This is a genomic window from Epibacterium sp. MM17-32 (assembly GCF_022348205.1).
Taxonomy (GTDB): Bacteria; Pseudomonadota; Alphaproteobacteria; order Rhodobacterales; family Rhodobacteraceae; genus Epibacterium.
Map to the genome: position 1 here is coordinate 50,769 of NZ_JAKRFC010000005.1, position 19,664 is coordinate 70,432.

At 61.6% G+C, this 19,664-nt stretch carries 20 protein-coding genes; 11 read left to right on the top strand and 9 right to left on the bottom strand.

Features of this window, described 5'->3' with window-relative positions:
- Window positions 1–32: 32 nt before the first annotated feature.
- Complete coding sequence (locus tag MHM88_RS09875; protein ID WP_239363843.1) at window positions 33–767, bottom strand: metallophosphoesterase family protein; 735 nt, start codon at window positions 765–767, stop codon at window positions 33–35.
- A gap of 141 nt (window positions 768–908) precedes the next feature.
- Here MHM88_RS09875 and MHM88_RS09880 point away from each other — a divergent pair, with 141 nt between their 5' ends.
- Window positions 909–1,277: a hypothetical protein gene (locus tag MHM88_RS09880; protein WP_239363845.1), complete on the top strand. Its 369-nt coding sequence runs from the start codon at window positions 909–911 to the stop codon at window positions 1,275–1,277.
- A gap of 67 nt (window positions 1,278–1,344) precedes the next feature.
- Here MHM88_RS09880 and serA read toward each other — a convergent pair whose 3' ends face one another.
- Window positions 1,345–2,940: a phosphoglycerate dehydrogenase gene (gene serA / locus MHM88_RS09885; protein ID WP_239363848.1), complete on the bottom strand. Its 1,596-nt coding sequence runs from the start codon at window positions 2,938–2,940 to the stop codon at window positions 1,345–1,347.
- A 93-nt stretch (window positions 2,941–3,033) separates the two neighbouring features.
- Window positions 3,034–4,179, bottom strand: a complete 1,146-nt coding sequence (locus MHM88_RS09890) for a phosphoserine transaminase (RefSeq protein WP_239363851.1) — start codon at window positions 4,177–4,179, stop codon at window positions 3,034–3,036.
- 235 nt (window positions 4,180–4,414) lie between these two features.
- Between MHM88_RS09890 and serB the strand changes: the two genes are divergently transcribed.
- Entirely contained in the window at window positions 4,415–5,290 is an 876-nt protein-coding gene (serB, locus tag MHM88_RS09895) for a phosphoserine phosphatase SerB (protein WP_239363854.1), read from the top strand.
- 4 nt (window positions 5,291–5,294) lie between these two features.
- The gene (locus MHM88_RS09900; RefSeq protein WP_239322113.1) at window positions 5,295–6,053 is read left to right on the top strand and encodes a TSUP family transporter; all 759 of its coding nucleotides are present in this window, start codon (window positions 5,295–5,297) and stop codon (window positions 6,051–6,053) included.
- Window positions 6,054–6,071: 18 nt separating this feature from the next.
- On the opposite strand, the gene MHM88_RS09905 is transcribed toward MHM88_RS09900, so the two are convergent.
- Window positions 6,072–7,079, bottom strand: coding sequence for an asparaginase (locus MHM88_RS09905; protein ID WP_239363856.1), 1,008 nt, complete (start codon window positions 7,077–7,079; stop codon window positions 6,072–6,074).
- 227 nt (window positions 7,080–7,306) lie between these two features.
- Between MHM88_RS09905 and MHM88_RS09910 the strand changes: the two genes are divergently transcribed.
- The 4 genes from MHM88_RS09910 (at window position 7,307) to MHM88_RS09925 (ending at window position 9,941) form a co-directional block, all read left to right on the top strand.
- On the top strand, window positions 7,307–7,840 hold the full coding sequence (locus MHM88_RS09910) for an invasion associated locus B family protein (protein ID WP_239322115.1): 534 nt from the start codon (window positions 7,307–7,309) through the stop codon (window positions 7,838–7,840).
- Between the two features lie 222 nt (window positions 7,841–8,062).
- Window positions 8,063–9,256, top strand: coding sequence for a 23S rRNA (adenine(2503)-C(2))-methyltransferase RlmN (rlmN, locus tag MHM88_RS09915; protein ID WP_239363869.1), 1,194 nt, complete (start codon window positions 8,063–8,065; stop codon window positions 9,254–9,256).
- A gap of 171 nt (window positions 9,257–9,427) precedes the next feature.
- Window positions 9,428–9,583 carry a hypothetical protein gene (locus MHM88_RS09920; protein ID WP_239363872.1) on the top strand — a complete coding sequence of 52 codons (156 nt, stop codon included), beginning with the start codon at window positions 9,428–9,430 and terminating at the stop codon, window positions 9,581–9,583.
- A gap of 154 nt (window positions 9,584–9,737) precedes the next feature.
- Window positions 9,738–9,941, top strand: a complete 204-nt coding sequence (locus MHM88_RS09925; protein ID WP_239322118.1) for a hypothetical protein — start codon at window positions 9,738–9,740, stop codon at window positions 9,939–9,941.
- Window positions 9,942–10,147: 206 nt separating this feature from the next.
- On the opposite strand, the gene MHM88_RS09930 is transcribed toward MHM88_RS09925, so the two are convergent.
- Window positions 10,148–10,996: a TIGR00730 family Rossman fold protein gene (locus MHM88_RS09930; protein WP_239322119.1), complete on the bottom strand. Its 849-nt coding sequence runs from the start codon at window positions 10,994–10,996 to the stop codon at window positions 10,148–10,150.
- A gap of 210 nt (window positions 10,997–11,206) precedes the next feature.
- On the opposite strand from MHM88_RS09930, the gene MHM88_RS09935 reads away from it, so the two are divergent.
- From MHM88_RS09935 to MHM88_RS09950, 4 genes are all read left to right on the top strand, one after another.
- Window positions 11,207–12,160, top strand: a complete 954-nt coding sequence (locus tag MHM88_RS09935) for a threonine/serine dehydratase (RefSeq protein WP_239363874.1) — start codon at window positions 11,207–11,209, stop codon at window positions 12,158–12,160.
- Between the two features lie 48 nt (window positions 12,161–12,208).
- Window positions 12,209–12,808 (top strand): GntR family transcriptional regulator, encoded by a 600-nt coding sequence (locus MHM88_RS09940; RefSeq protein ID WP_239363876.1) that lies wholly within the window; start codon window positions 12,209–12,211, stop codon window positions 12,806–12,808.
- A 121-nt stretch (window positions 12,809–12,929) separates the two neighbouring features.
- Window positions 12,930–13,757, top strand: a complete 828-nt coding sequence (gene dapD, locus MHM88_RS09945; protein ID WP_239363878.1) for a 2,3,4,5-tetrahydropyridine-2,6-dicarboxylate N-succinyltransferase — start codon at window positions 12,930–12,932, stop codon at window positions 13,755–13,757.
- Window positions 13,758–13,928: 171 nt separating this feature from the next.
- Entirely contained in the window at window positions 13,929–14,324 is a 396-nt protein-coding gene (locus tag MHM88_RS09950; RefSeq protein ID WP_239322123.1) for a glyoxalase/bleomycin resistance/extradiol dioxygenase family protein, read from the top strand.
- A 77-nt stretch (window positions 14,325–14,401) separates the two neighbouring features.
- On the opposite strand, the gene hutU is transcribed toward MHM88_RS09950, so the two are convergent.
- The 4 genes from hutU to hutI are packed head-to-tail and all read right to left on the bottom strand — an operon-like array spanning window position 14,402 to window position 19,591.
- Window positions 14,402–16,084 (bottom strand): urocanate hydratase, encoded by a 1,683-nt coding sequence (gene hutU, locus MHM88_RS09955; RefSeq protein ID WP_065321445.1) that lies wholly within the window; start codon window positions 16,082–16,084, stop codon window positions 14,402–14,404.
- Window positions 16,081–16,857, bottom strand: a complete 777-nt coding sequence (gene hutG / locus MHM88_RS09960) for an N-formylglutamate deformylase (protein ID WP_239363886.1) — start codon at window positions 16,855–16,857, stop codon at window positions 16,081–16,083. The genes hutU and hutG overlap by 4 nt, the downstream gene beginning before the upstream one ends.
- The gene (gene hutH / locus MHM88_RS09965; RefSeq protein ID WP_239363888.1) at window positions 16,854–18,377 is read right to left on the bottom strand and encodes a histidine ammonia-lyase; all 1,524 of its coding nucleotides are present in this window, start codon (window positions 18,375–18,377) and stop codon (window positions 16,854–16,856) included. The genes hutG and hutH overlap by 4 nt, the downstream gene beginning before the upstream one ends.
- Window positions 18,374–19,591 carry an imidazolonepropionase gene (gene hutI / locus MHM88_RS09970; protein ID WP_239363890.1) on the bottom strand — a complete coding sequence of 406 codons (1,218 nt, stop codon included), beginning with the start codon at window positions 19,589–19,591 and terminating at the stop codon, window positions 18,374–18,376. Before hutI ends, hutH begins: the two co-directional genes overlap by 4 nt.
- Window positions 19,592–19,664 lie beyond the last annotated feature (73 nt).

The window sequence follows — 19,664 nt, forward strand, 5'->3', positions numbered from 1 at the left end:
AGGATAACACTCGACCCAGAATATGGATGTGTCTATGCGGCAGGACGCAGGGGCTGTCGCCCTTCTTCTGTCAAGCACCAGGCCTCTCGCCCTTCGAACACCACCGGCACCAATGTCCGACCGTAGCCCGCGCCGCAGTCGATATCGATCCGATTGCCATAGTGGACCGGGCGTTCTTCGGCGGTGTGACCATGCACGATCAATCGCGGGTGCGCAGCAGCATGTTCGAGGAACCCCTGCCTGATCCAGAGCATGTCCTGTTCGACCTGCTCCGAGAGTGAAACACCCGGGCGAATGCCCGCATGGACAAAAAACAGCTCCTCAGTCTGGTGGCACAGGGGCAACTGATCCAGCCACTCCAGGTGGGTGCTTGGCACCGCAGCACGCGCCTTTTCATGCACCAGCGACGTCCGGTCCCGCGGCTGACAGCTCACCCCATAGGAGGCCAGCGTCGCCGCACCACCGATGCGTTCCTGCAGATAATAGAGCTCTACCGGCAGATGCGGGTCTTCACGCGGAAACTCTTCGAGAAACCATGAGAACATCCGGTCGTGATTGCCCTTGAGGCACGTCCAGTTGCGCCCCGCCGCCTGACCTTCCATCAGCTGGTCAATCACGCCCCGGCTGTCCGGGCCCCGATCAACGTAGTCGCCGACAAAGACCACCTCCGCGTCCACGCCGCCATCCATCGCGATCAATTCCAGCGCGCGGTTCAGTTGCGCGGTCTGTCCGTGAATGTCGCCAATGGCATAGATGGGTCTGGTCATAGTGGTTCTTCTTTCAGTTTTTCTGCAAGCCCCGTTCTTATCCGGGTAAGATCACGGAGAGATAACATCTCGACCGGTAACAAAGGCAAACGGGACACCGAGGGCAAGGTGAAAACCCGTCACCCAGGGAAGGAACGCGGAATGAAGGGAATTGCATTCGGATTCATGGTTCTGGCTGTTTGTTTGGGCATACTCGGAATGATCTGGGGCATCCAGATGGCGGCCTCGCAGGATCACACTTTGGCAAATGCTCATGCGCATCTGAACCTGATCGGTTGGGTCGGTTTTGCGCTCTATGGGCTTTATTATCACGTGGTACCCGCTGCCGCACAGGGTCGGTTGCCGCGCCTGCACCTGGCGATTTCGGTGCTGGCGGTGGGCACCATCGCGCCGGGGATCGCCATCGCCCAAAGCGGCGGCGGTGATGCGCTGGCGATTCTGGGCAGTTTTCTCACGCTTGCCAGCGCCCTGATCTTCCTGCTCACGGTGCTCCGCAGCCGTGCCGCGTGACGCAGGTTGGGATCCGCCATCCCTGGCGAACCCGTTCCTTTCATAGGTCTGCCTGCACAAGCGCAGCTCAGGCGACGTCGAATTCGAGCGGCTTGATCTGGGTGAACAGCCCGGTTTCCGCCAGCTTTGCGCGTGCATCCGCGGGGACAGGCGCATCCACATACAGCAATGCGATTGCTTCACCGCCCACGGTCGAACGACCAAGGGTGAAGTTGGCAATATTCACATCCATGTCGCCCATGGTGCGCCCCAATGCGCCGATGATGCCCGGCACGTCATTGTTGGTGGTATAGAGCATGTGCTGCCCCACCTCGGCGTCGATATTGATTCCCTTGATCTGGATGAACCGGGGCTTGCCGTCGGAAAACACTGTCCCTGCGACGGACCGCTCCCGTTTCGCCGTCACAACGGTCACCTTGACGTAGCCGTCAAAGGCCCCGGATTTGTCCTGATTGGTGGTGGAAATCTGGATGCCACGTTCCTTGGCCACCACCGGCGCGGACACCATGTTCACGTCCGGGTTCACCTTCTTCATGATGCCGGCCACGACAGAGCAGTTGAGCGCTTCGAGATTCATCTCCGCCGCGACACCATCATAGAGAATATTGATCGCCTTGATGGGCTCGTCCGTCATCTGGCCGGCAAAGGCACCGAGGTGATCGGCAAGCTTGATCCACGGCCCCATGACCTTGGCTTCTTCGGCCGTGACCGACGGCATGTTGAGCGCGTTTTCAACCGCCCCGGTCAGCAGATAGTTGGCCATCTGGTCCGCGACTTGCAGCGCCACGTTTTCCTGGGCTTCGCTCGTTGCGGCGCCGAGGTGCGGCGTGCAGACCACATTCGGCAGATCGAAAAGCGGGTTTTCCTTGGCCGGCTCCACCGAGAACACATCAAAGGCCGCGCCTGCAACGTGGCCCGACGTCAGGGCCTCTGCCAGTGCCGCCTCGTCGACCAGACCGCCACGAGCACAGTTGATGATGCGCACGCCCTTCTTGGTCTTGGCGAGGTTTTCACGGCTCAGGATGTTCTTGGTCTGATCGGTCAGCGGCACATGCAGGGTGATGAAATCGGCGCGGGTCAGCAGCTCGTCCAGCTCGACCTTTTCGACCTGCATCTTCTTGGCCTTTTCCTCAGAGAGGAAGGGATCATAGGCCACAACCTTCATCTTCAGGCCACGGGCACGGTCGCAGACGATGCCACCGATATTGCCCGCACCGATCACGCCGAGGGTCTTGCCGGTCAGCTCGACGCCCATGAATTTGGACTTTTCCCATTTCCCGGCATGGGTGGAGGCGGAAGCCTCCGGGATCTGACGCGCCACGGCGAACATCATCGCGATGGCATGTTCGGCAGTGGTGATCATGTTGCCGAAGGGGGTGTTCATGACGATCACACCCTTTTTCGACGCGGCTTCCTTGTCGATATTGTCGGTACCGATCCCGGCACGGCCAATCACCTTGAGGTTGGTGGCCTGTTCCAGAATGGTCGGTGTCACCTTGGTGGCGGAGCGGATCGCGAGGCCATCATATTGGCCGATGATTTCAGCCAGCTTTTCCTTGTCCTTGCCCACGTCGGGCAGGAAATCCACGTCGATGCCGCGGTCACGGAAGATCTGAACGGCGGCGTCCGAGAGTTTGTCGGAGATGAGTACTTTGGGGGCCATTTGCGTTGGTCCTTTGTCTGCGGGGGCCGGGGTGCGGCCTGAAATAGCGGGAGTGGTTTGGCGCAGCCTGGGCTGACGCCCAGACGCTATCCTTTAGCCTTGCGCGGCGATCTCGGCCTCAAAGGCCCATGCGAGCCACGGCAGCATGGCCTCGATATCGGCCGTCTCGACCGTGCCGCCACACCAGATCCGAAGACCGGCAGGCGCGTCACGGTAAGCGCCGATATCGTAGGCGATGCCCTCGGCCTCCAGCCGCTTGGCCACAGCCTTGGCAAAGCTCGCGCCATCCTTGATCCGCTTGTCCGTGAACTTCAGACACACAGAGGTGTTTGACCGCGTCGCCGGATCATTGGCGAGGTTTTCAATCCAATCGTTGGCATAGGCAAAGGCGTGGATCGCATTGGCATTGGCATTGGCCCGACCAATCAGCCCCTCAAGGCCGCCAACCGACCGCGCCCAATCGAGCGCGAACAGATAGTCCTCAACCGCCAGCATCGACGGCGTATTGATGGTTGCACCGGTGAAGATCCCGTCGATCAGCTTGCCACCTTTGGTCAGGCGGAAGATCTTCGGCAGCGGCCATGCGGGCGTGTAGCTCTCCAGGCGCTCGACTGCGCGGGGGCTGAGGACGATCACGCCATGTGCCGCTTCGCCGCCGAGCACTTTTTGCCAGGAGAAGGTCGTCACATCGAGCTTTTGCCACGGCAGTTCCTGTGCGAAGGCGGCAGAGGTCGCGTCACAAATCGTCAGACCTTCGCGGTCGTCTTTGATCCAGTCGCCATTGGGAACCCGCACGCCGGAAGTGGTGCCGTTCCATGTGAAAACCACATCATTATCGGTGTCCACCGTCGCCAGATCGACGATGTCGCCATAGTCGGCGGTCTTGACCTCGGCGTCGATTTTCAGCTGCTTCACCACATCGGTGACCCAGCCCGCGCCAAAGCTTTCCCAGGCGAGCATCTCGACTTTGCGCTCACCCAGCAGGTTCCACATCGCCATCTCGACCGCGCCGGTGTCGGACGCGGGCACGATGCCGATCTTGTAGTCTGCGGGGATGCCCAGAACCTCGCGGGTGCCTTCGATGGCGGCGAGGAGCTTTTCCTTGCCGACGGCAGCGCGGTGGCTGCGACCCAGAGGCGCGCCAGCGAGTTTGGACAGATCATAGGTGGGGGGTTTGGCGCAGGGGCCAGAAGAAAAACGCGGATTGGCCGGCCGCGATGCCGGTTGTGCAATAGCCATCAATGCTACCCTTCCAGATAAGCGCCCCTCGTTGGGGAGGGGTGTCCCACTGACAGCGATATGCGGGGGTGCGATTCCGCGCAACTGGGAAAATCGACTGTTTGCGCCGCTTTGGAAAATTTTTGCGACCCCGAGTGACGCCAATCGGAAACTTCGGGGGCCATGCCTCTCCGGGCTGGTGCCACGGGTGAGCCCTCGTTAAGAGAAGACAACCCGCCCTGAACGGAGAACACCCATGTATGTCGCCACCCTGCTCGTGAACCCTGCCAATCCCACGCTGGAGCCTTCATTGGTCGAGTCGCTGAGGAACGCTTGGGGCGGTGGTGAGGCGCATTGGCTGAACCCCGGCATTGCGGCGGAGTTCACGCTGGACGCACTTCCCGACAATCAATGGGAGGTCTGGAACGACCTGCAAGGCATGGGCGTCGATCTGGTGCTGCAACCTACTGAGGGACGGCGCAAGAAGATGCTGCTGGCAGACATGGACTCGACCATGATCCAGCAGGAATGCATCGACGAGCTGGCGGATGAGGCAGGCGTTGTCGCGCGCGTCAAAGACATCACCGCCCGCGCCATGAACGGCGAATTGGATTTCGAGGGCGCGCTGACCGAACGTGTGGGTTTGCTCAAGGGTCTTCCCGAATCTGTGATCACTGAGGTTCTGAACAACCGCATCACCTTTATGCCGGGGGGCCGCGCACTCTTGGCGACGATGAAAGCCGATGGGGCATACGCGGCGCTGGTTTCTGGTGGATTTGCCGCCTTTACCGCGCGTGTCGCGGCAGAACTGGGGTTTGACGAAAACCGCGCCAATACTCTGATCGTCGCAGAGGGCACGCTGACAGGCGAGGTGGGCTGCCCAATCCTTGGCCGCGAAGCCAAGGTCGAAGCGCTCGAACAAATCACTGCACGCCTTGGTATTTCTGAGGCAGACGTGATTGCGGTTGGTGATGGGGCCAATGATCTTGGCATGTTGACCCGTGCGGGGGCTGGCGTGGCGCTGCACGCCAAACCCTCGGTCGCGGCAGAGTGCAACATCCGCATCAATCACGGCGATCTGACGGCTCTCTTGTATGTGCAGGGCTACAGCCGGGACGATTTCAAAGGATAATTGAATGTTCGAAGTCACCTTCGAGGTGCTGCTGCTGTTGATGGCAGCAGGCTTTGCCGCTGGTTTTATTGACGCGGTCGCCGGTGGCGGCGGGCTCATCACGGTGCCCGTCCTGCTCATTGCAGGTGCCAACCCGGTCACGGCGCTTGCGACCAACAAGATCCAGGGGCTGTTTGGCGCGGCCACGGCGGCGATCACCTATGCCCGCGGCGGCCATGTGGATCTTCGCACACAATGGAAACCTGCAGTGATCGCCTTTTTCGCCTCCATCGGCGGGGCGCTTTTGGTGTCGGTGCTGCCGGTCGATCTGATCCGCTATGCCTTGCCCGTCCTATTGATCGGGATCGCAGTGTTTTTTGCCACCAAGAAGGGGCTGAATGATGTGGACCGCGCACGCCGTCTGTCGCCTGCGGTGTTTGCGGCCACCATGGTGCCGCTCTGTGCAGCATATGACGGTTTGCTCGGTCCCGGTGCGGGCAGTTTCTATATGCTCGCCTTTGTGGGGCTTGCAGGCTACGGCGTACTGAAAGCGACCGCGCACACAAAGCTGTTGAACTTCGCATCAAACGCGGGCGCGCTGGCGGCCTTTGCAGTGGTGGCGACGCCGTGGTGGTTCACCGGCATTGCAATGGGGATCGCCCAGATCGCAGGCGCGCGGGTTGGAGCCGGACTTGCCCAAAAACAGGGGGCAAAGGTGATCAAACCACTGTTGGTTCTGACGACCGTCACCCTTGCCCTGAAACTGATCTGGGATCTTCTGTAACCTGCAAAATCTGGGCAGTTAGAACTGCAGGCCAGCGGCGGGGCGCATGTCGCCACAGTGGATGCCGTTCCAATTGGTGATCGGCGCCGTCATATAGGCCTTGGCCGAGGGGCTGTTGCCATCAAGCGCGCCTAGGCTGACAAGCAAGGTGGTGATGGCGTTCTCCGCCGCGCGCGTGGTGCCATCCACGACCTTCAGCGCGATGCCCAGCTCTTGCTCGGGGAGGATGGCGACAAACACGCCTTCCGCCCCGGTTTTGACAGCGACCTTGCCGCCCATATCCCGCATCAGCGCCGTGCAGGCGCGCCCCTCTCCCGCAACCAGCTCGGGGTGCAGCGCCATGGCGTCGCGCAACTGTACCGCCGCATCATCAGCGCGCCCGTTGCGGGTGTGTGCCGAAGCAAACCAGCCCATGGCCCGTGCAAGTCCCGTGATGGTGCAGGCGAAATTCGGGGCGGAACAGCCGTCAATGCCGTAGGTGGGGCTGGTTTCCCCGGTGGCTTCCTCGAAGGCCTCCTGACAGGCCTGCTGAACCGGATGGTCGATCTCTACATATTCAGCCCCTGCCCCCAGATGCTGCGAAAGAGTCAGGAATCCCGCGTGTTTGCCCGAGCAATTGTTGTGGATCTGGCAGGGGCTGTCATCCTGTTTGATGAGCCCATGCATCACCTCCTTGTCGCGTGGCATCTGTGCGCCGCAGCGCAAATCCCGCTCGCTCAGCTGGAGCTGTTCGAGCCAGGTGGTCACCCGGTCGACATGAATACGGGCGCCGTTGTGTGAAGCACAGGCCAGCGCCAGCTGTTGCGATGTCAGCCCGTAGCGCGCCGCCGCGCCCGAGGTCAGAAGGGGCAGCGCTTGCACCATCTTGCAGGAACTGCGCGGATAGATCACCTGCTCCGGATCACCCCAGGCACGCACCACCTCGCCTTTGCCATTGCAAATCACGGCATGACCGAAATGCTGGCTCTCGAGCAGCTTGCCCCGCCAGATTTCGGTGAACGGAGCGGGTGCATTCGGACGGGTCATGGCGCGGGCTCTTTGCTTTGGTGTGTATTCGGCGCTAGCTGACAATCAAATCCCCGGGTTTTCAAGGAAAAGACGGCAGAATCCCGCCAAACCCGGCATTTGCGCATGGCCCTTGTTCCGCTAATATGCTTGTGTCAAGGATCATGAGGCATGGGCTAAGACGGTGTGGAAAACACCGCGGGCGCCCGGGGACATTAATGAAAAAGACAGTCTTGGAGGCGGGACGCATGGCATTGAAATTCGGTCGCTTGGCAAGCGCGCTCTTGGTGGCTGGCATGGCCACCGCTGCAGCCGCGCAGCAGGAAACGACGGAAAATCGCGTGGGCGCTCATGTGGATTGGAGCGTATTCGAGGAAACCTCTCCGCGCGAGTGTATTGGCGTTTCGGCGCCCAAGGAGACGGTGAACACCCGTGATGGCCGTGTTGTAGCCGTCCGCCGGAGTGAAATCCGGCTGTTCGTGTTCTATCGCCCCGACAGCGAGAACAAGGGACAGGTCACATTCACCGGCGGTTACCCGTTTGCACCGGGCTCCACGGTGAATATGCAGATTGGTGATTCCGAGTTCGAACTGTTCACAGAAGGCGAATGGGCTTGGCCCGCGACGCCGACCGATGATGCCAAAATCATCACCGCAATGAAACGTGGTACGGACGCGACGCTTACAGCCCGCTCCTCGCGCGGGACCCAAACCAAGGACACGTTTTCGCTGCTTGGCTTCACAGCCGCGATCGAAGACGCGGAAAAACGCTGCGCCGGCTGACAGACCCGGACATCCTGCACGAATGTGGCGGCGAAGCACGGGCTTCGCCGTTTGCTTTTGTGGCGCACAGCTCGCACTCGGAGGTGTTTTCGGTTAGACCATTGGGGCGGCGCGCGACCAACGCATAGCGGGGTTGAGCGAGAATCCTTTTGATCTGGGCCCAATCTCCTATATAGAGCCGCATCCAGCCCCGTTTTGACACAAGCCAGCGAGACCCGTCTCATGACAGCCTCAGCGCCGATCACCCAAGATGTTCTGACCCTGCCCCGCAAGGAGCCGGAAAGCGGCAAGATCAACCTTGTCGGTCTGACCCGCGACCAGATGCGTGCGGTCCTGATCGAGAACGGCACAGCCGAAAAGCAGGCCAAAATGCGCGTGGGGCAGATCTGGCAGTGGATTTACCAATGGGGCGTGCGCGACTTTGCGGAGATGACCAATCTCGCCAAGGCCTATCGCGCCCAGCTTGAGGAAAAATTCGAGATCCGCATTCCAGAGGTGGTGTCGAAACAGGTCTCCACTGATGGCACCCGCAAGTATCTGGTGCGGATCAACGGCGGCCACGAGGTCGAGGTCGTTTATATCCCCGAGGATGATCGCGGCACCCTGTGCATCTCCTCGCAGGTTGGTTGCACACTGACCTGTTCCTTCTGTCACACGGGCACACAGAAACTGGTGCGCAACCTGACGCCTGCCGAAATCATCGGTCAGGTGATGATGGCCCGCGATGACCTCGAGGAATGGCCGACACCCGGCGCGCCAAAGGACGAGACGCGCCTTCTGTCCAACATTGTTCTGATGGGCATGGGCGAGCCGCTCTACAACTTTGAAAACGTGCGCGACGCGATGAAGATCGCGATGGATCCCGAAGGGATTTCGCTCTCGCGTCGTCGCATCACGCTATCGACCTCCGGGGTGGTGCCCGAAATCGCGCGCACCGCCGAGGAGATCGGCTGCCTGCTGGCGATTTCCTTCCACGCCACCACAAACGAGGTGCGTGATGTGCTGGTGCCGATCAACCGGCGTTGGAACATTGATGAGCTGTTGCAGGCGCTATCGGACTATCCCAAGGTCTCGAATTCCGAGCGGATCACCTTTGAGTATGTGATGCTGGATGGGGTGAACGATTCCGATGAGGATGCGCATCGGCTGCTGGACCATATCAAGCGCTACAATATCCCGGCCAAGATCAACCTCATTCCCTTTAACGAATGGCCCGGCGCGCCTTACAAGCGGTCCTCGAACAACCGTATCCGGGCCTTTGCGAACATCATCTATCAGGCGGGCTACGCGTCGCCGATTCGCAAAACCCGTGGCGATGACATCATGGCCGCCTGCGGGCAGCTCAAATCCGCAACCGAGCGCGCCCGCAAGAGCCGCAAGCAGATCGAGGCCGAGGCGGGTGTCGCCAAAGGCTGATTGGCCTGCGACCTTCTTTGGTGTTGCTGTGGTCACGGCACTGGATCTTCCTGTGCACAAACCCCGATCCTGTACCAGGAACGACATGATTGATCGGTCCTGAACAGGTGGGCGCGGGCGCGGCTGCTATCGCAAACATGCAACCTTGCCTCAGATCACAAGAGCGCCCGCATGAAGCCTCTGACCTCGCTTCCTGCCGTTGCCCTCGGCACTGGCATAGCAGCGACCGCAGTGTCCGACGCCCCGTTGCGCAACGCCACCGTGCCGGACCTGAGCCCGGAGCGCCTTGTCGAGATCGCGACGGACATCCTGACCCTGGCCGATTGATCTTTCGCCCCGCTGCGACGTCGCGCCCATCAGAGCGCGCCTTATTATTTCCCAATTTTAGCAAAAATTGCGCCATTTGCCGCCGACAATCTCTGAATCAGAAACAGTGAGCGGACATCAACTTCGCACGACAATCAGAGCAAGGGGCAGACAGATGATTGGACAGCAGACCGCAACAATGGACGACGGCATTCTCTCGCTGGTGCGAGAGGAGCGGCGCAAGGCCTTGAGCCCGCGTGAATGGCAGTTCCGCCTGCGCGGCTACGGGTATGCCATCCGCGACGAAGACGGGATGCAGGTGCTGACTCGTCTGCCGCGCGGCGAGGCCCTTGGTGTGCTGCCTGCTGACATGAGCTGATCGCGCAGCCATGCGCCCATAGACTTATGGTCTGGTCGACTCCCGACGTTCCCACAAACGTTCCCACCCCACCCACAAGGGACACCCCCATTTGACCATAAGCTTCCGCCCTTACGGGCGGACCCGCGCGCCGGGCCCATTGGGCCCGGCGCGCGGCCGTTCACCGCAGGCGCTGACGCTTCTATGGGACGGCCGGAGCGAAGTCGTCAGCGCTCCCGACCGGGAAGGTTCTGCCGGGCCGGTACCGGGTTCCAGGCGTCGATCACCGCGATCGCTTCATCTGCGCTTTCGACGAATTTGAACAGGTCGAGATCCTGTTCTGAAATGGTACCAGCGTCGGCAAGCGCCTCCCAGTTGATGATCTTTTCCCAGAAGCTGCGGCCAAACAGCAGGAAGGGCACCGGTTCCATACGTCCGGTCTGGATCAGTGTCAGCGCTTCGAACAGCTCATCAAGCGTGCCAAACCCGCCGGGAAAGACGCAGATCGCCTCTGCCCGCATCAGGAAATGCATCTTGCGGATCGCAAAATAGTGGAAGTTGAAACACAGCTCCGGTGTCACGTATTCATTTGGCGCCTGCTCATGCGGCAACACGATGTTGAGGCCGATCGACTCGCCCCCCGCATCGACGGCACCGCGGTTGCCAGCTTCCATCACACCGGGGCCGCCCCCCGTTGCCACCACATGACGGCGCCCGCCGGTGGCCTTTGACTTTTCCGTCATCTTCTGCGCGAAACTGCGGGCTTCGTCGTAGAAATGGCTCAGGTCGGCAAGTGTTTGGGTGCGCGCCTTGTCCTTGTCACGCGGCGCCGGGATACGGGCCCCGCCAAACATCACCACGGTGCTTTCGACGCCTTTCTCATCCAGCATCAACTGCGGCTTCAACAGTTCCAGCTGCAAGCGCACCGGGCGCAATTCCTCGCGACACAGGAACCCCTCGTCGGCAAAGGCAAGCTGATAGACCGGTGACTGGGTTTGCGGTGTCACTGGAACATGTTCCGCACGGCTGCGGTCGGCGCGGGCATCCGGGAAACGGCTGTGGCGGTCGTCACTCATATCAAATCTTGCCTGTCTTGGGGTCAAAAAGGTCAGACCCCCTCATAGCCCGGAAGCAACACTCAAACCAGCGCCGTGATCGCGCCAATCCAGATGATCCCGACAAAACGCCCCCAGCGGCGAAGCGGCCATCCCCTCTGCGCATCTGGTTGCGAAATTAAAGGTTCGTGCCTAGGGTTCGGCGCAAATACACTGAGGCGAGGTATGACGATGGACTGGACACCCCTGATTTCCGGCGCGCGCAACAGGATTGCCGCGCATGTGGTGAAAACCCCGACTGTCTCGGTCCAGAGCTTCGGCCTTGCCTTCCCGGTGGAGTTGAAACTCGAACATCTGCAACACGCCGGCAGTTTCAAGGCACGCGGCGCCTTCAACACCCTGTTGTCGGAACCGGTACCGGAGGCCGGTCTGGTCGCGGCCTCCGGCGGCAACCACGGTGCGGCGGTGGCCTTTGCCGCGCGCGCTCTTGGTCACACTGCCAAGATCTACGTGCCCGAGATTGCCGGGCAGACCAAGATCGACCTGATCCGCTCTACCGGTGCAGATTTGGAGATTGTCCCGGGAGCCTATGCCAATGCGCTGGAAGCCGCCCAGGATTGGGAACTGCAGACCGGAGCCATGCAGATCCACGCCTATGATGCCCCGGCAACGGTCGCGGGTCAGGGAACGCTGTTTGCAGAATGGGACGAGCAGGGGCTCGAAGCTGACACTGTTCTGATCGCAGTGGGGGGCGGTGGCCTGATCAGCGGCGCATTGGGCTGGTTCCAGGGCAACCGCAAGGTGGTGGCCGTAGAACCCGCAACCTCCTGCGCGCTGAAGTCGGCGCTCACAGCGGGCACCCCCACCAATGTCGAGGTCAGCGGTATCGCCGCCAATGCGCTTGGCGCGCGGCGTATCGGGGACATCTGTTTCGACCTCGCCCAGAACGCTCGCACGCCCAGCGTCATTGTTCCCGATGCCGCGATCGAGGCCGCGCAACATGCGCTCTGGCGGGACCATCGTCTTCTGGTGGAGCCTGCCGGGGCGACCGCGCTCGCGGCCCTGATGTGCGGCGCCTATCTGCCTGCACGGGGCGAAAAGGTTGCTGTCCTCCTGTGCGGTGGCAATATCGACCCCGAGCCCCTGAGCGATCCCGCCACACAGCTTGATGTCTCCTTCACCTGATCATCAGAAAACCTTGCGGCGCCGCGCGCGGCCCCCTATCGAACGGGCATGAGTGAAACCGCAGTCGACAAGATCTTTCGCGCGCTGATGGAGCGGATCGTCACCGGCGACCTGCCCGCGGGCGAGAAACTGCGGCAGGACCATATCGCGCGGGACTACGAGGTCAGCCATGTTCCCGTGCGCGAGGCGTTTTTGCGGCTCGAAGCAAAAGGCCTGGCGAAATCCATCCCGCACAAGGGGATGCGCGTCACCGCACTGGAGCCTACCGAGATCCGCGAGGTGATCGAGATGCGGGTGGCGTTGGAAGTGCTGGCGCTGACCCACGCGATGCCCCGGCACGATGCCGAGAGCGTCTCCACCGCCGAAGCAGCCCGCCGGGACTGCGACGCGGCCACCGACATGGTGACTTGGGACCGCTGCAATCGCCGCTTTCACCTTGCGTTGTTGGCGCCCTGCGCGATGCCGCGCCTGCTGGCCTCGATCGAGGATCTGCACATCACCGCCGCCCGCCACATGTTCGCCAATTGGCGAACACGCTGGGCCCCGCGCCCGGATGGCGATCACGCCGCACTCATGACAGCTGTGCAGGCGCAGGATCTGGCGCAGGCCTGCGATCTCTTGCGGCGTCACCTGCGTCGGGTCAGCTAACCCGGCAGGCGTCGCTCCGCCCCCACCTTGAGGCGCGTTCAGGGCATGACGCAGGTGGGTTTTGCGGCTATAAGCGCCCGAATCCAACAGAACATCCAACCAAAACCCGGAGCCGGAACATATGTCCAACGCGCAGCTGGAAACCGCAATCGAGGCCGCCTGGGAGGCCCGCGATACCATCACCCCCGCCACGACAGGCGAAACCCGCGACGCCATCAAGGCGACGCTCGCCGCCCTCGACAGCGGCAAACTGCGCGTGGCGGAAAAGCAGGACAGCGGCGACTGGCACGTGAACCAGTGGGCCAAAAAGGCCGTGCTGCTGGGCTTTCGCCTGAAGGACATGGAAGAGCAATCCGGCGGCCCGCAGGGCTCCGGCTGGTGGGACAAGGTCGACAGCAAGTTCAAGGGCTGGGAGGCGTCTGACTGGCAATCCGCAGGCTTCCGCGCGGTGCCGAACTGCGTCGTCCGCAAATCCGCCTATATCGCCCCCGGCGTGGTGCTGATGCCGTCTTTCGTGAATCTCGGCGCCTATGTCGACGAAGGCACCATGGTGGACACATGGGCCACTGTCGGCTCCTGCGCGCAGATCGGCAAAGGCGTGCATCTCTCCGGTGGTGTCGGCATCGGCGGCGTGCTGGAACCGATGCAGGCGGGCCCGACCATCATCGAGGACAACTGCTTTATCGGCGCGCGCTCCGAAGTGGTCGAAGGCGTGATCGTGCGCGAAGGGTCCGTGCTCGGCATGGGGGTCTTCATCGGCCAGTCGACCAAGATCGTCGACCGTGAAACCGGCGAAGTGATGTATGGCGAAGTGCCGCCCTACTCGGTCGTCGTGGCAGGCTCCATGCCCTCCAAGAACGGCATCAACCTCTATTGTGCGGTGATCGTGAAACGCGTGGACGAAAAGACCCGCTCCAAAACCGGGATCAACGAGCTGCTGCGCGACTGACCCTCAGGCATCTGCGCAAAGCACACAGAGAATTGAAACCAGGCAGCGCCGGCTGTCTGGTTTTTTATTACCAAACGAATCGCGTTTGTGGAATATTTGAAAAGTTGCGATAGATTATTGTATGGACGGTCAGAGTCCGCCCGGATGTGAGATGTAGAAGGAGTTGCCCCAATGCCAGCATCCTGGAAACCAGACGGTTACCCTTCTCTTAGCCCCTATCTGGTGTGTCACGATGCCGAGGGGACGATCGCCTTCTTGGAAACGGCCTTTGGCGCGGTTGTGTTGCGCCGGCTAGATCGTGACGACGGCAGCCTGATGCACGCCGAAATTCGCCTCGATGACAGCGTACTCATGATCGGTGGCTTGCCCGAAGCGAGTGAGAACGAGGCCCATATCCACCTCTACGTGCCCAACGCGCAGGCGACGTTTGATCGCGCTGTTGCCGCCGGGGGAACCGTCGTGCAGGAACCCATTCGCAAACGCCCGAACGACGACATACGCGGCGGCATCAAGGGCCCGAGCGGCACCACCTGGTGGGTGGCGACGCAGGCAACCAGCCCCGCCTGAGTAACAAGGAAAGGCGTGGCTTCGCGGCAAAGAGAGCCTTGGGTCAAGGCTCTCTCAAGTAATGTGGGCCCGCACGGTCAGCCAAGGATGCCGGGCAGGTTCAGGCCATGTTCCTTGGCACAATCCTTTGCGATGTCATATCCCGCATCCGCATGCCGCATGACGCCCGTGGCTGGATCGTTCCACAGAACGCGACCGATGCGACGATCTGCATCCTCGGTTCCGTCACAGCAGATCACCACGCCGGAGTGCTGCGAAAAGCCCATGCCGACGCCGCCGCCGTGGTGCAGCGACACCCATGTCGCGCCAGATGCGGTGTTCAGCAGTGCGTTCAACAGCGGCCAATCCGACACCGCGTCAGAGCCATCCATCATCGCCTCGGTCTCACGGTTCGGCGATGCCACGGAACCAGAGTCGAGGTGGTCGCGGCCAATCACAACCGGTGCGGACAACTCGCCATTGCGCACCATCTCATTGAACGCGAGGCCAGCCTTGTGGCGGTCGCCCAGACCAATCCAGCAGATCCGAGCCGGCAGGCCCTGAAAGGCGATCCGCTCATCCGCCATGTCGAGCCAGCGATGCAGGTGCTCGTTCTCGGGGAACAGCTCCTTCATCTTGGCGTCGGTCTTCTTGATGTCCTCGGGATCACCCGACAGCGCACACCAGCGGAACGGGCCGATACCCTGGCAGAACAGCGGACGAATATAGGCGGGCACAAAACCGGGGAAGGCAAAGGCGTTCTCAAAGCCCTCTTCCAGCGCCATCTGACGGATATTGTTGCCATAATCGACTGTGGGGACGCCCATATCGTGGAACGCCACCATCGCCTCAACTTGCACCCGCATCGAGGCACGCGCGGCTTTCTCGACTGCCTTCTTGTCGGTCTCGCGCTTCTCTTTCCACTGCGCCATGGTCCAGCCCTGCGGTAGGTAGCCATTGACCGGGTCATGCGCGGAGGTCTGGTCGGTGACGATATCGGGGCGCATGCCGCCCGCTTTGGCGCGCTCCACCAGTTCGGCAAAGACGTCCGCCGCATTTCCCAAGAGGCCCACGGATTTCGCCTCGCCCGCCTTGGTCCAGCGGTCGATCATCTCCAGCGCCTCGTCCAGCGTCTCGGCCTTTTCGTCGAGGTATTTGGTCCGCAGGCGGAAATCGATCGAGTCGGGGTTACACTCCACCGCCAGGCAGCAGGCACCAGCAAAAACAGCCGCCAGCGGCTGTGCACCGCCCATGCCGCCGAGACCACCGGTCAAAATCCATTTGCCGGTCAGATCGCCCCCGTAGTGCTGACGGCCTGCCTCGGCAAATGTCTCATAGGTGCCCTGCACGATGCCTTGGGTGCCGATGTAGATCCAGGACCCGGCGGTCATCTGGCCGTACATCATCAGGCCTTTTTTATCGAGCTCGTTGAAATGATCCCAATTGGCCCAATGCGGCACCAGATTGGAGTTTGCAATCAACACACGAGGCGCGTCCTTGTGGGTCTGGAAAACGCCAACTGGCTTACCCGACTGCACCATCAAGGTCTGATCTTCATCCAGATTCTTCAGCGTCTCGACGATCAGGTCGAAATCCTTCCAGGTGCGTGCGGCGCGGCCAATACCGCCGTAGACCACCAATTCATGCGGGTTTTCAGCCACATCGGGGTGCAGGTTGTTCATCAGCATCCGGATTGGTGCCTCGGTCAGCCAGGACTTTGCGGTGATCTCGGTGCCAGTGGCCGGATAGATGTCGCGGGTGTTCTTGCGGGGATCGCTCATGCGGGCCTCCATTCAGTCAGATCGGTGAGAATTTGGGTCAGATGTGTGCGCAGCCGGTCGGCGCGTGCGGGGTCATAGCTCCAGGGCGGGGTCTCGTCGCAATAGGTGGCTTGGGCGAGTTCCATCTGGATCGCGTGCCAGCCCTCGTCGGGACGTCCATAGTGGCGCGTGGTCCAGCCCCCCTTGAAACGACCATTCAGCACAGAAGAATACCCTTCCGCACGCTGACAGTGATTAAAGACCATCACCTCAAGATCGCGCGCGCAGGTGGTGCCGAGGTTGGTGCCGACGTTGAAATCCGGCAGGCGGCCATCAAACAGGTACGGAATGTCACCCCGGATCGAGTGGCAATCATACAGAATGGCAAAGCCGTGGATGCCTGCCACCCGCTCCATCTCTGCCGTGAGCGCGGCATGATAGGGCGCGTGATAGCTCTCGCGGCGGCGGGCGATTTCCACCTCATCCGGCTCACGAGTCCAGATCGGATTGCCATCAAAATCTGTCAGCGGCACCAGCGTGGTGGTGTTCTGGCCGGGATAAAGGCTGACGCCTGCGGGATCACGGTTCACGTCGATCACATAGCGATGGATGGGGGTGCGCACGGTGGTCACACCCTCCACCAGATCCGCATACAGGTCGTGAATATGCCAGTCCGTATCGGCAAGACCATGACCACGTTCGTTCAGATCCTTGGCCACCTCTGCAGGCACCTCGGTCCCCGTATGCGGCAGACCAAGGACCAGCGGCGAGGAACCTTGCGTAACCTCGATCATATCGCGACCTCCACGCCTGCGGCCTGAGCCACGCGACCGGCACGCACCATGGCGCTGGCGGCTTCGATCTCGGGTGCGAGATAACGATCTTCGCCCAGGCTGGGGATTTCACCGCGCAGCATGGTCAGCAAATCCTGCAACCGGGCGGAGGTTTTGAGCGGCGCGCGCGCCTCCACACCCTGCGCGGCGCAGAGCATTTCCACCCCGAGGATCACCGAGAGGTTCGCTGTCATCTTCGCTAGGCGCAGCGCGCCGTGGGCCGCCATGGATACATGATCTTCCTGGTTGGCAGAGGTCGGCGTGGAATCGGTCACGCAGGGGTTTGCCAGATGCTTGTTCTCGCTCATCAGCGCCGCGGTGGTGACCTCGGCGATCATGAAACCGGAGTTCAGGCCGGGGTTCGGCGTCAGGAAGGGCGGCAGATCATGGCTCAGGGTCGGATCGACCATCAAGGCGACCCGGCGCTGTGCAATCGCGCCGATCTCGGCCACAGCGAGCGCAATCTGATCGGCAGCGAAGCCCACATATTCGGCGTGGAAGTTGCCGCCCGAAACAATCCGACCAGCCTCGACCAGCACCAGCGGGTTATCGGTCACCGCGTTGGCCTCAATCTCCAGCGTGCGCGCGGCCATGCGCAGCACGTCAAGCGCCGCGCCCACCACCTGCGGCTGACAGCGGATGCAATAGGGATCTTGTACACGGGTGTCGCCCTCACGGTGGCTTTCCCGAATTTCCGACCCGTCCATGATGTCGCGCATCACCTGCGCCACATCGATCTGCCCCGCATGACCACGCAGCGTGTGGATGTCGGCCACCAGCGGTGCGGTAGAACCCATGATCGCATCGGTCGTCAGAGACGCAATTGCCATGGATGCCCGCGCCAGATCCAGCGCCTGAAACAGCCCAGCCAGCGCGCAAGCGGTCGAGAACTGCGTTCCGTTGATCAGGCCGAGACCTTCTTTCGGCCCCAGCACGATGGGGTGCAGGCCGGCGCGTTTCAGCGCTTCGGCTCCGGACAGGCGCTCGCCTTCAAACGTCGCCTCACCCTCACCAATCATCGCCGCAGTCATATGCGCCAGCGGAGCAAGGTCGCCCGATGCGCCCACAGATCCTTGCGACGGCACAACCGGGGTCACCCCACGCGCCAGCATCTCCTCAATTTGGTTGATGACCAACCAGCGCACACCTGAGGCACCGCGTCCAAGCGACAAGAGCTTCAACACCATCATCAACCGCACTTTGTCTTCGGCCAATGGCTCACCGACGCCGCAGGAATGGCTGAGGATCAGGTTCCGCTGAAGTGTCGCGGTATCTTCGGATGCAATCTTGGTCGAGGCCAGTTTGCCAAATCCGGTGTTGATGCCATAGACAGGCGCCTCGCCAGCGGCGGCCTCGGCCACCATCGCGGCTGCCGCTTCGACACCTGCGCGGGCAGAGGCTGCCAGACGTGCGGGGGTGCCATTGCGCCAGATCTGCTCCAACGTGGCGAGGGTTACGGTGCCGGGGATCATCTCAATCATGTGCGAACCTCCAGTTTGCCGCCCATGACGCGGGCATGCAGCGGGTTAAATCCAATGCGATAGGCCAGTTCCGCCGGGCGGGCGACGTCCCAGACCACAAGATCTGCGCGCAGACCGGGCGCGATACGTCCCCGATCCGACAGGCCCAGCGCGCGAGCCGCATGTGTCGTTACCCCTGCCAATGCCTCTTCGGGTGTCAGCCGGAACAGGGTGCAGCCCATGTTGAGCGTCAGGAGCAACGAGGTCAGCGGTGAGGAGCCGGGGTTGCAATCGGTCGCCAAAGCCATGGGCACGCCATGGGCGCGGAAATGCTCCATCGGCGGCAATTGCGTTTCCCGGATCGTGTAGAAAGCACCGGGCAAGAGCACAGCAATAGATCCGGAGGCCGCCATCGCGCGGGCGTCTTCCTCGGTCGCGTATTCCACGTGATCGACGGACAATGCGCCGCGGTCCGCCGCCAGCTTGCTGCCCCCTTGATGGGACAACTGTTCAGCGTGGAGCTTCACCGGCAGACCCAGCTCGGCCGCAACATCAAAGACACGCGCCATCTGTTCGGCAGAAAAGGCGATGCCCTCGCAAAAGCCATCCACCGCATCCACCAGTCCCTCGGCATATGCAGCGCGCAATGTCGGCAGGCAGACCTCATCCAGATATTCATCCGCACGGCCTGCATATTCCGCCGGGACCGCATGCGCGCCGAGGAAAGTGGTCTTGACCGTTACATCCCGCAGTTCGCCCAAACGGCGCGCCGCGCGCAGCATGTTAAGTTCGGTCTCGCGATCAAGCCCATAGCCGGATTTCACCTCGACCGAGGTCACCCCCTCAGCAAGCAGCGCATCCAGACGGGGCAGTGCGCCAGCAACAAGTGCGTCCAGATCCGCCGACCGGGTTGCCGTCACCGTGGATACGATACCGCCACCCGCCTTTGCGACCTCTTCATAGCTCGCCCCATTGAGGCGCATTTCAAACTCGCCAGCGCGGTCACCGCCAAAGACAATATGCGTATGGCAATCGATCAGCCCCGGCGTCACCAGCCGTCCGCCCAGATCCTCATGCGGCCAATTCTTATACTCCGCCGGAAGGGAGTCTTCAGGACCGCACCAGACGATTGCAGCGTGATCGATGGCGACCGCCCCCGCTTCGATCATCCCATATGGCGCGCCCGGCTCCATCGTTGCCAGCCTGGCTCCACTCAACACGTATTTGTCGCGCATCTCGCCCCCTCAGAATCCTCTTGCTCCACAAACGGTATGCGCTTATTCTCATTATGTCTATACATAAGAGGGC

What these genes read in the sequence shown, in the direction of transcription:
- MHM88_RS09890 (WP_239363851.1), bottom strand. Translation starts at nt 4,179, where the DNA reads ATGGCTATTGCACAACCGGCATCGCGGCCGGCCAATCCGCGTTTTTCT.
- serA (WP_239363848.1), bottom strand. Translation starts at nt 2,940, where the DNA reads ATGGCCCCCAAAGTACTCATCTCCGACAAACTCTCGGACGCCGCCGTT.
- MHM88_RS09900 (WP_239322113.1), top strand. Translation starts at nt 5,295, where the DNA reads ATGTTCGAAGTCACCTTCGAGGTGCTGCTGCTGTTGATGGCAGCAGGC.
- MHM88_RS09940 (WP_239363876.1), top strand. Translation starts at nt 12,209, where the DNA reads ATGAGTGAAACCGCAGTCGACAAGATCTTTCGCGCGCTGATGGAGCGG.
- MHM88_RS09935 (WP_239363874.1), top strand. Translation starts at nt 11,207, where the DNA reads ATGGACTGGACACCCCTGATTTCCGGCGCGCGCAACAGGATTGCCGCG.
- MHM88_RS09920 (WP_239363872.1), top strand. Translation starts at nt 9,428, where the DNA reads ATGAAGCCTCTGACCTCGCTTCCTGCCGTTGCCCTCGGCACTGGCATA.
- serB (WP_239363854.1), top strand. Translation starts at nt 4,415, where the DNA reads ATGTATGTCGCCACCCTGCTCGTGAACCCTGCCAATCCCACGCTGGAG.
- MHM88_RS09880 (WP_239363845.1), top strand. Translation starts at nt 909, where the DNA reads ATGAAGGGAATTGCATTCGGATTCATGGTTCTGGCTGTTTGTTTGGGC.
- MHM88_RS09925 (WP_239322118.1), top strand. Translation starts at nt 9,738, where the DNA reads ATGATTGGACAGCAGACCGCAACAATGGACGACGGCATTCTCTCGCTG.
- hutH (WP_239363888.1), bottom strand. Translation starts at nt 18,377, where the DNA reads ATGATTGAGATGATCCCCGGCACCGTAACCCTCGCCACGTTGGAGCAG.
- rlmN (WP_239363869.1), top strand. Translation starts at nt 8,063, where the DNA reads ATGACAGCCTCAGCGCCGATCACCCAAGATGTTCTGACCCTGCCCCGC.
- MHM88_RS09875 (WP_239363843.1), bottom strand. Translation starts at nt 767, where the DNA reads ATGACCAGACCCATCTATGCCATTGGCGACATTCACGGACAGACCGCG.
- MHM88_RS09910 (WP_239322115.1), top strand. Translation starts at nt 7,307, where the DNA reads ATGGCATTGAAATTCGGTCGCTTGGCAAGCGCGCTCTTGGTGGCTGGC.
- hutG (WP_239363886.1), bottom strand. Translation starts at nt 16,857, where the DNA reads ATGATCGAGGTTACGCAAGGTTCCTCGCCGCTGGTCCTTGGTCTGCCG.
- dapD (WP_239363878.1), top strand. Translation starts at nt 12,930, where the DNA reads ATGTCCAACGCGCAGCTGGAAACCGCAATCGAGGCCGCCTGGGAGGCC.
- MHM88_RS09905 (WP_239363856.1), bottom strand. Translation starts at nt 7,079, where the DNA reads ATGACCCGTCCGAATGCACCCGCTCCGTTCACCGAAATCTGGCGGGGC.
- hutU (WP_065321445.1), bottom strand. Translation starts at nt 16,084, where the DNA reads ATGAGCGATCCCCGCAAGAACACCCGCGACATCTATCCGGCCACTGGC.
- MHM88_RS09930 (WP_239322119.1), bottom strand. Translation starts at nt 10,996, where the DNA reads ATGAGTGACGACCGCCACAGCCGTTTCCCGGATGCCCGCGCCGACCGC.
- MHM88_RS09950 (WP_239322123.1), top strand. Translation starts at nt 13,929, where the DNA reads ATGCCAGCATCCTGGAAACCAGACGGTTACCCTTCTCTTAGCCCCTAT.
- hutI (WP_239363890.1), bottom strand. Translation starts at nt 19,591, where the DNA reads ATGCGCGACAAATACGTGTTGAGTGGAGCCAGGCTGGCAACGATGGAG.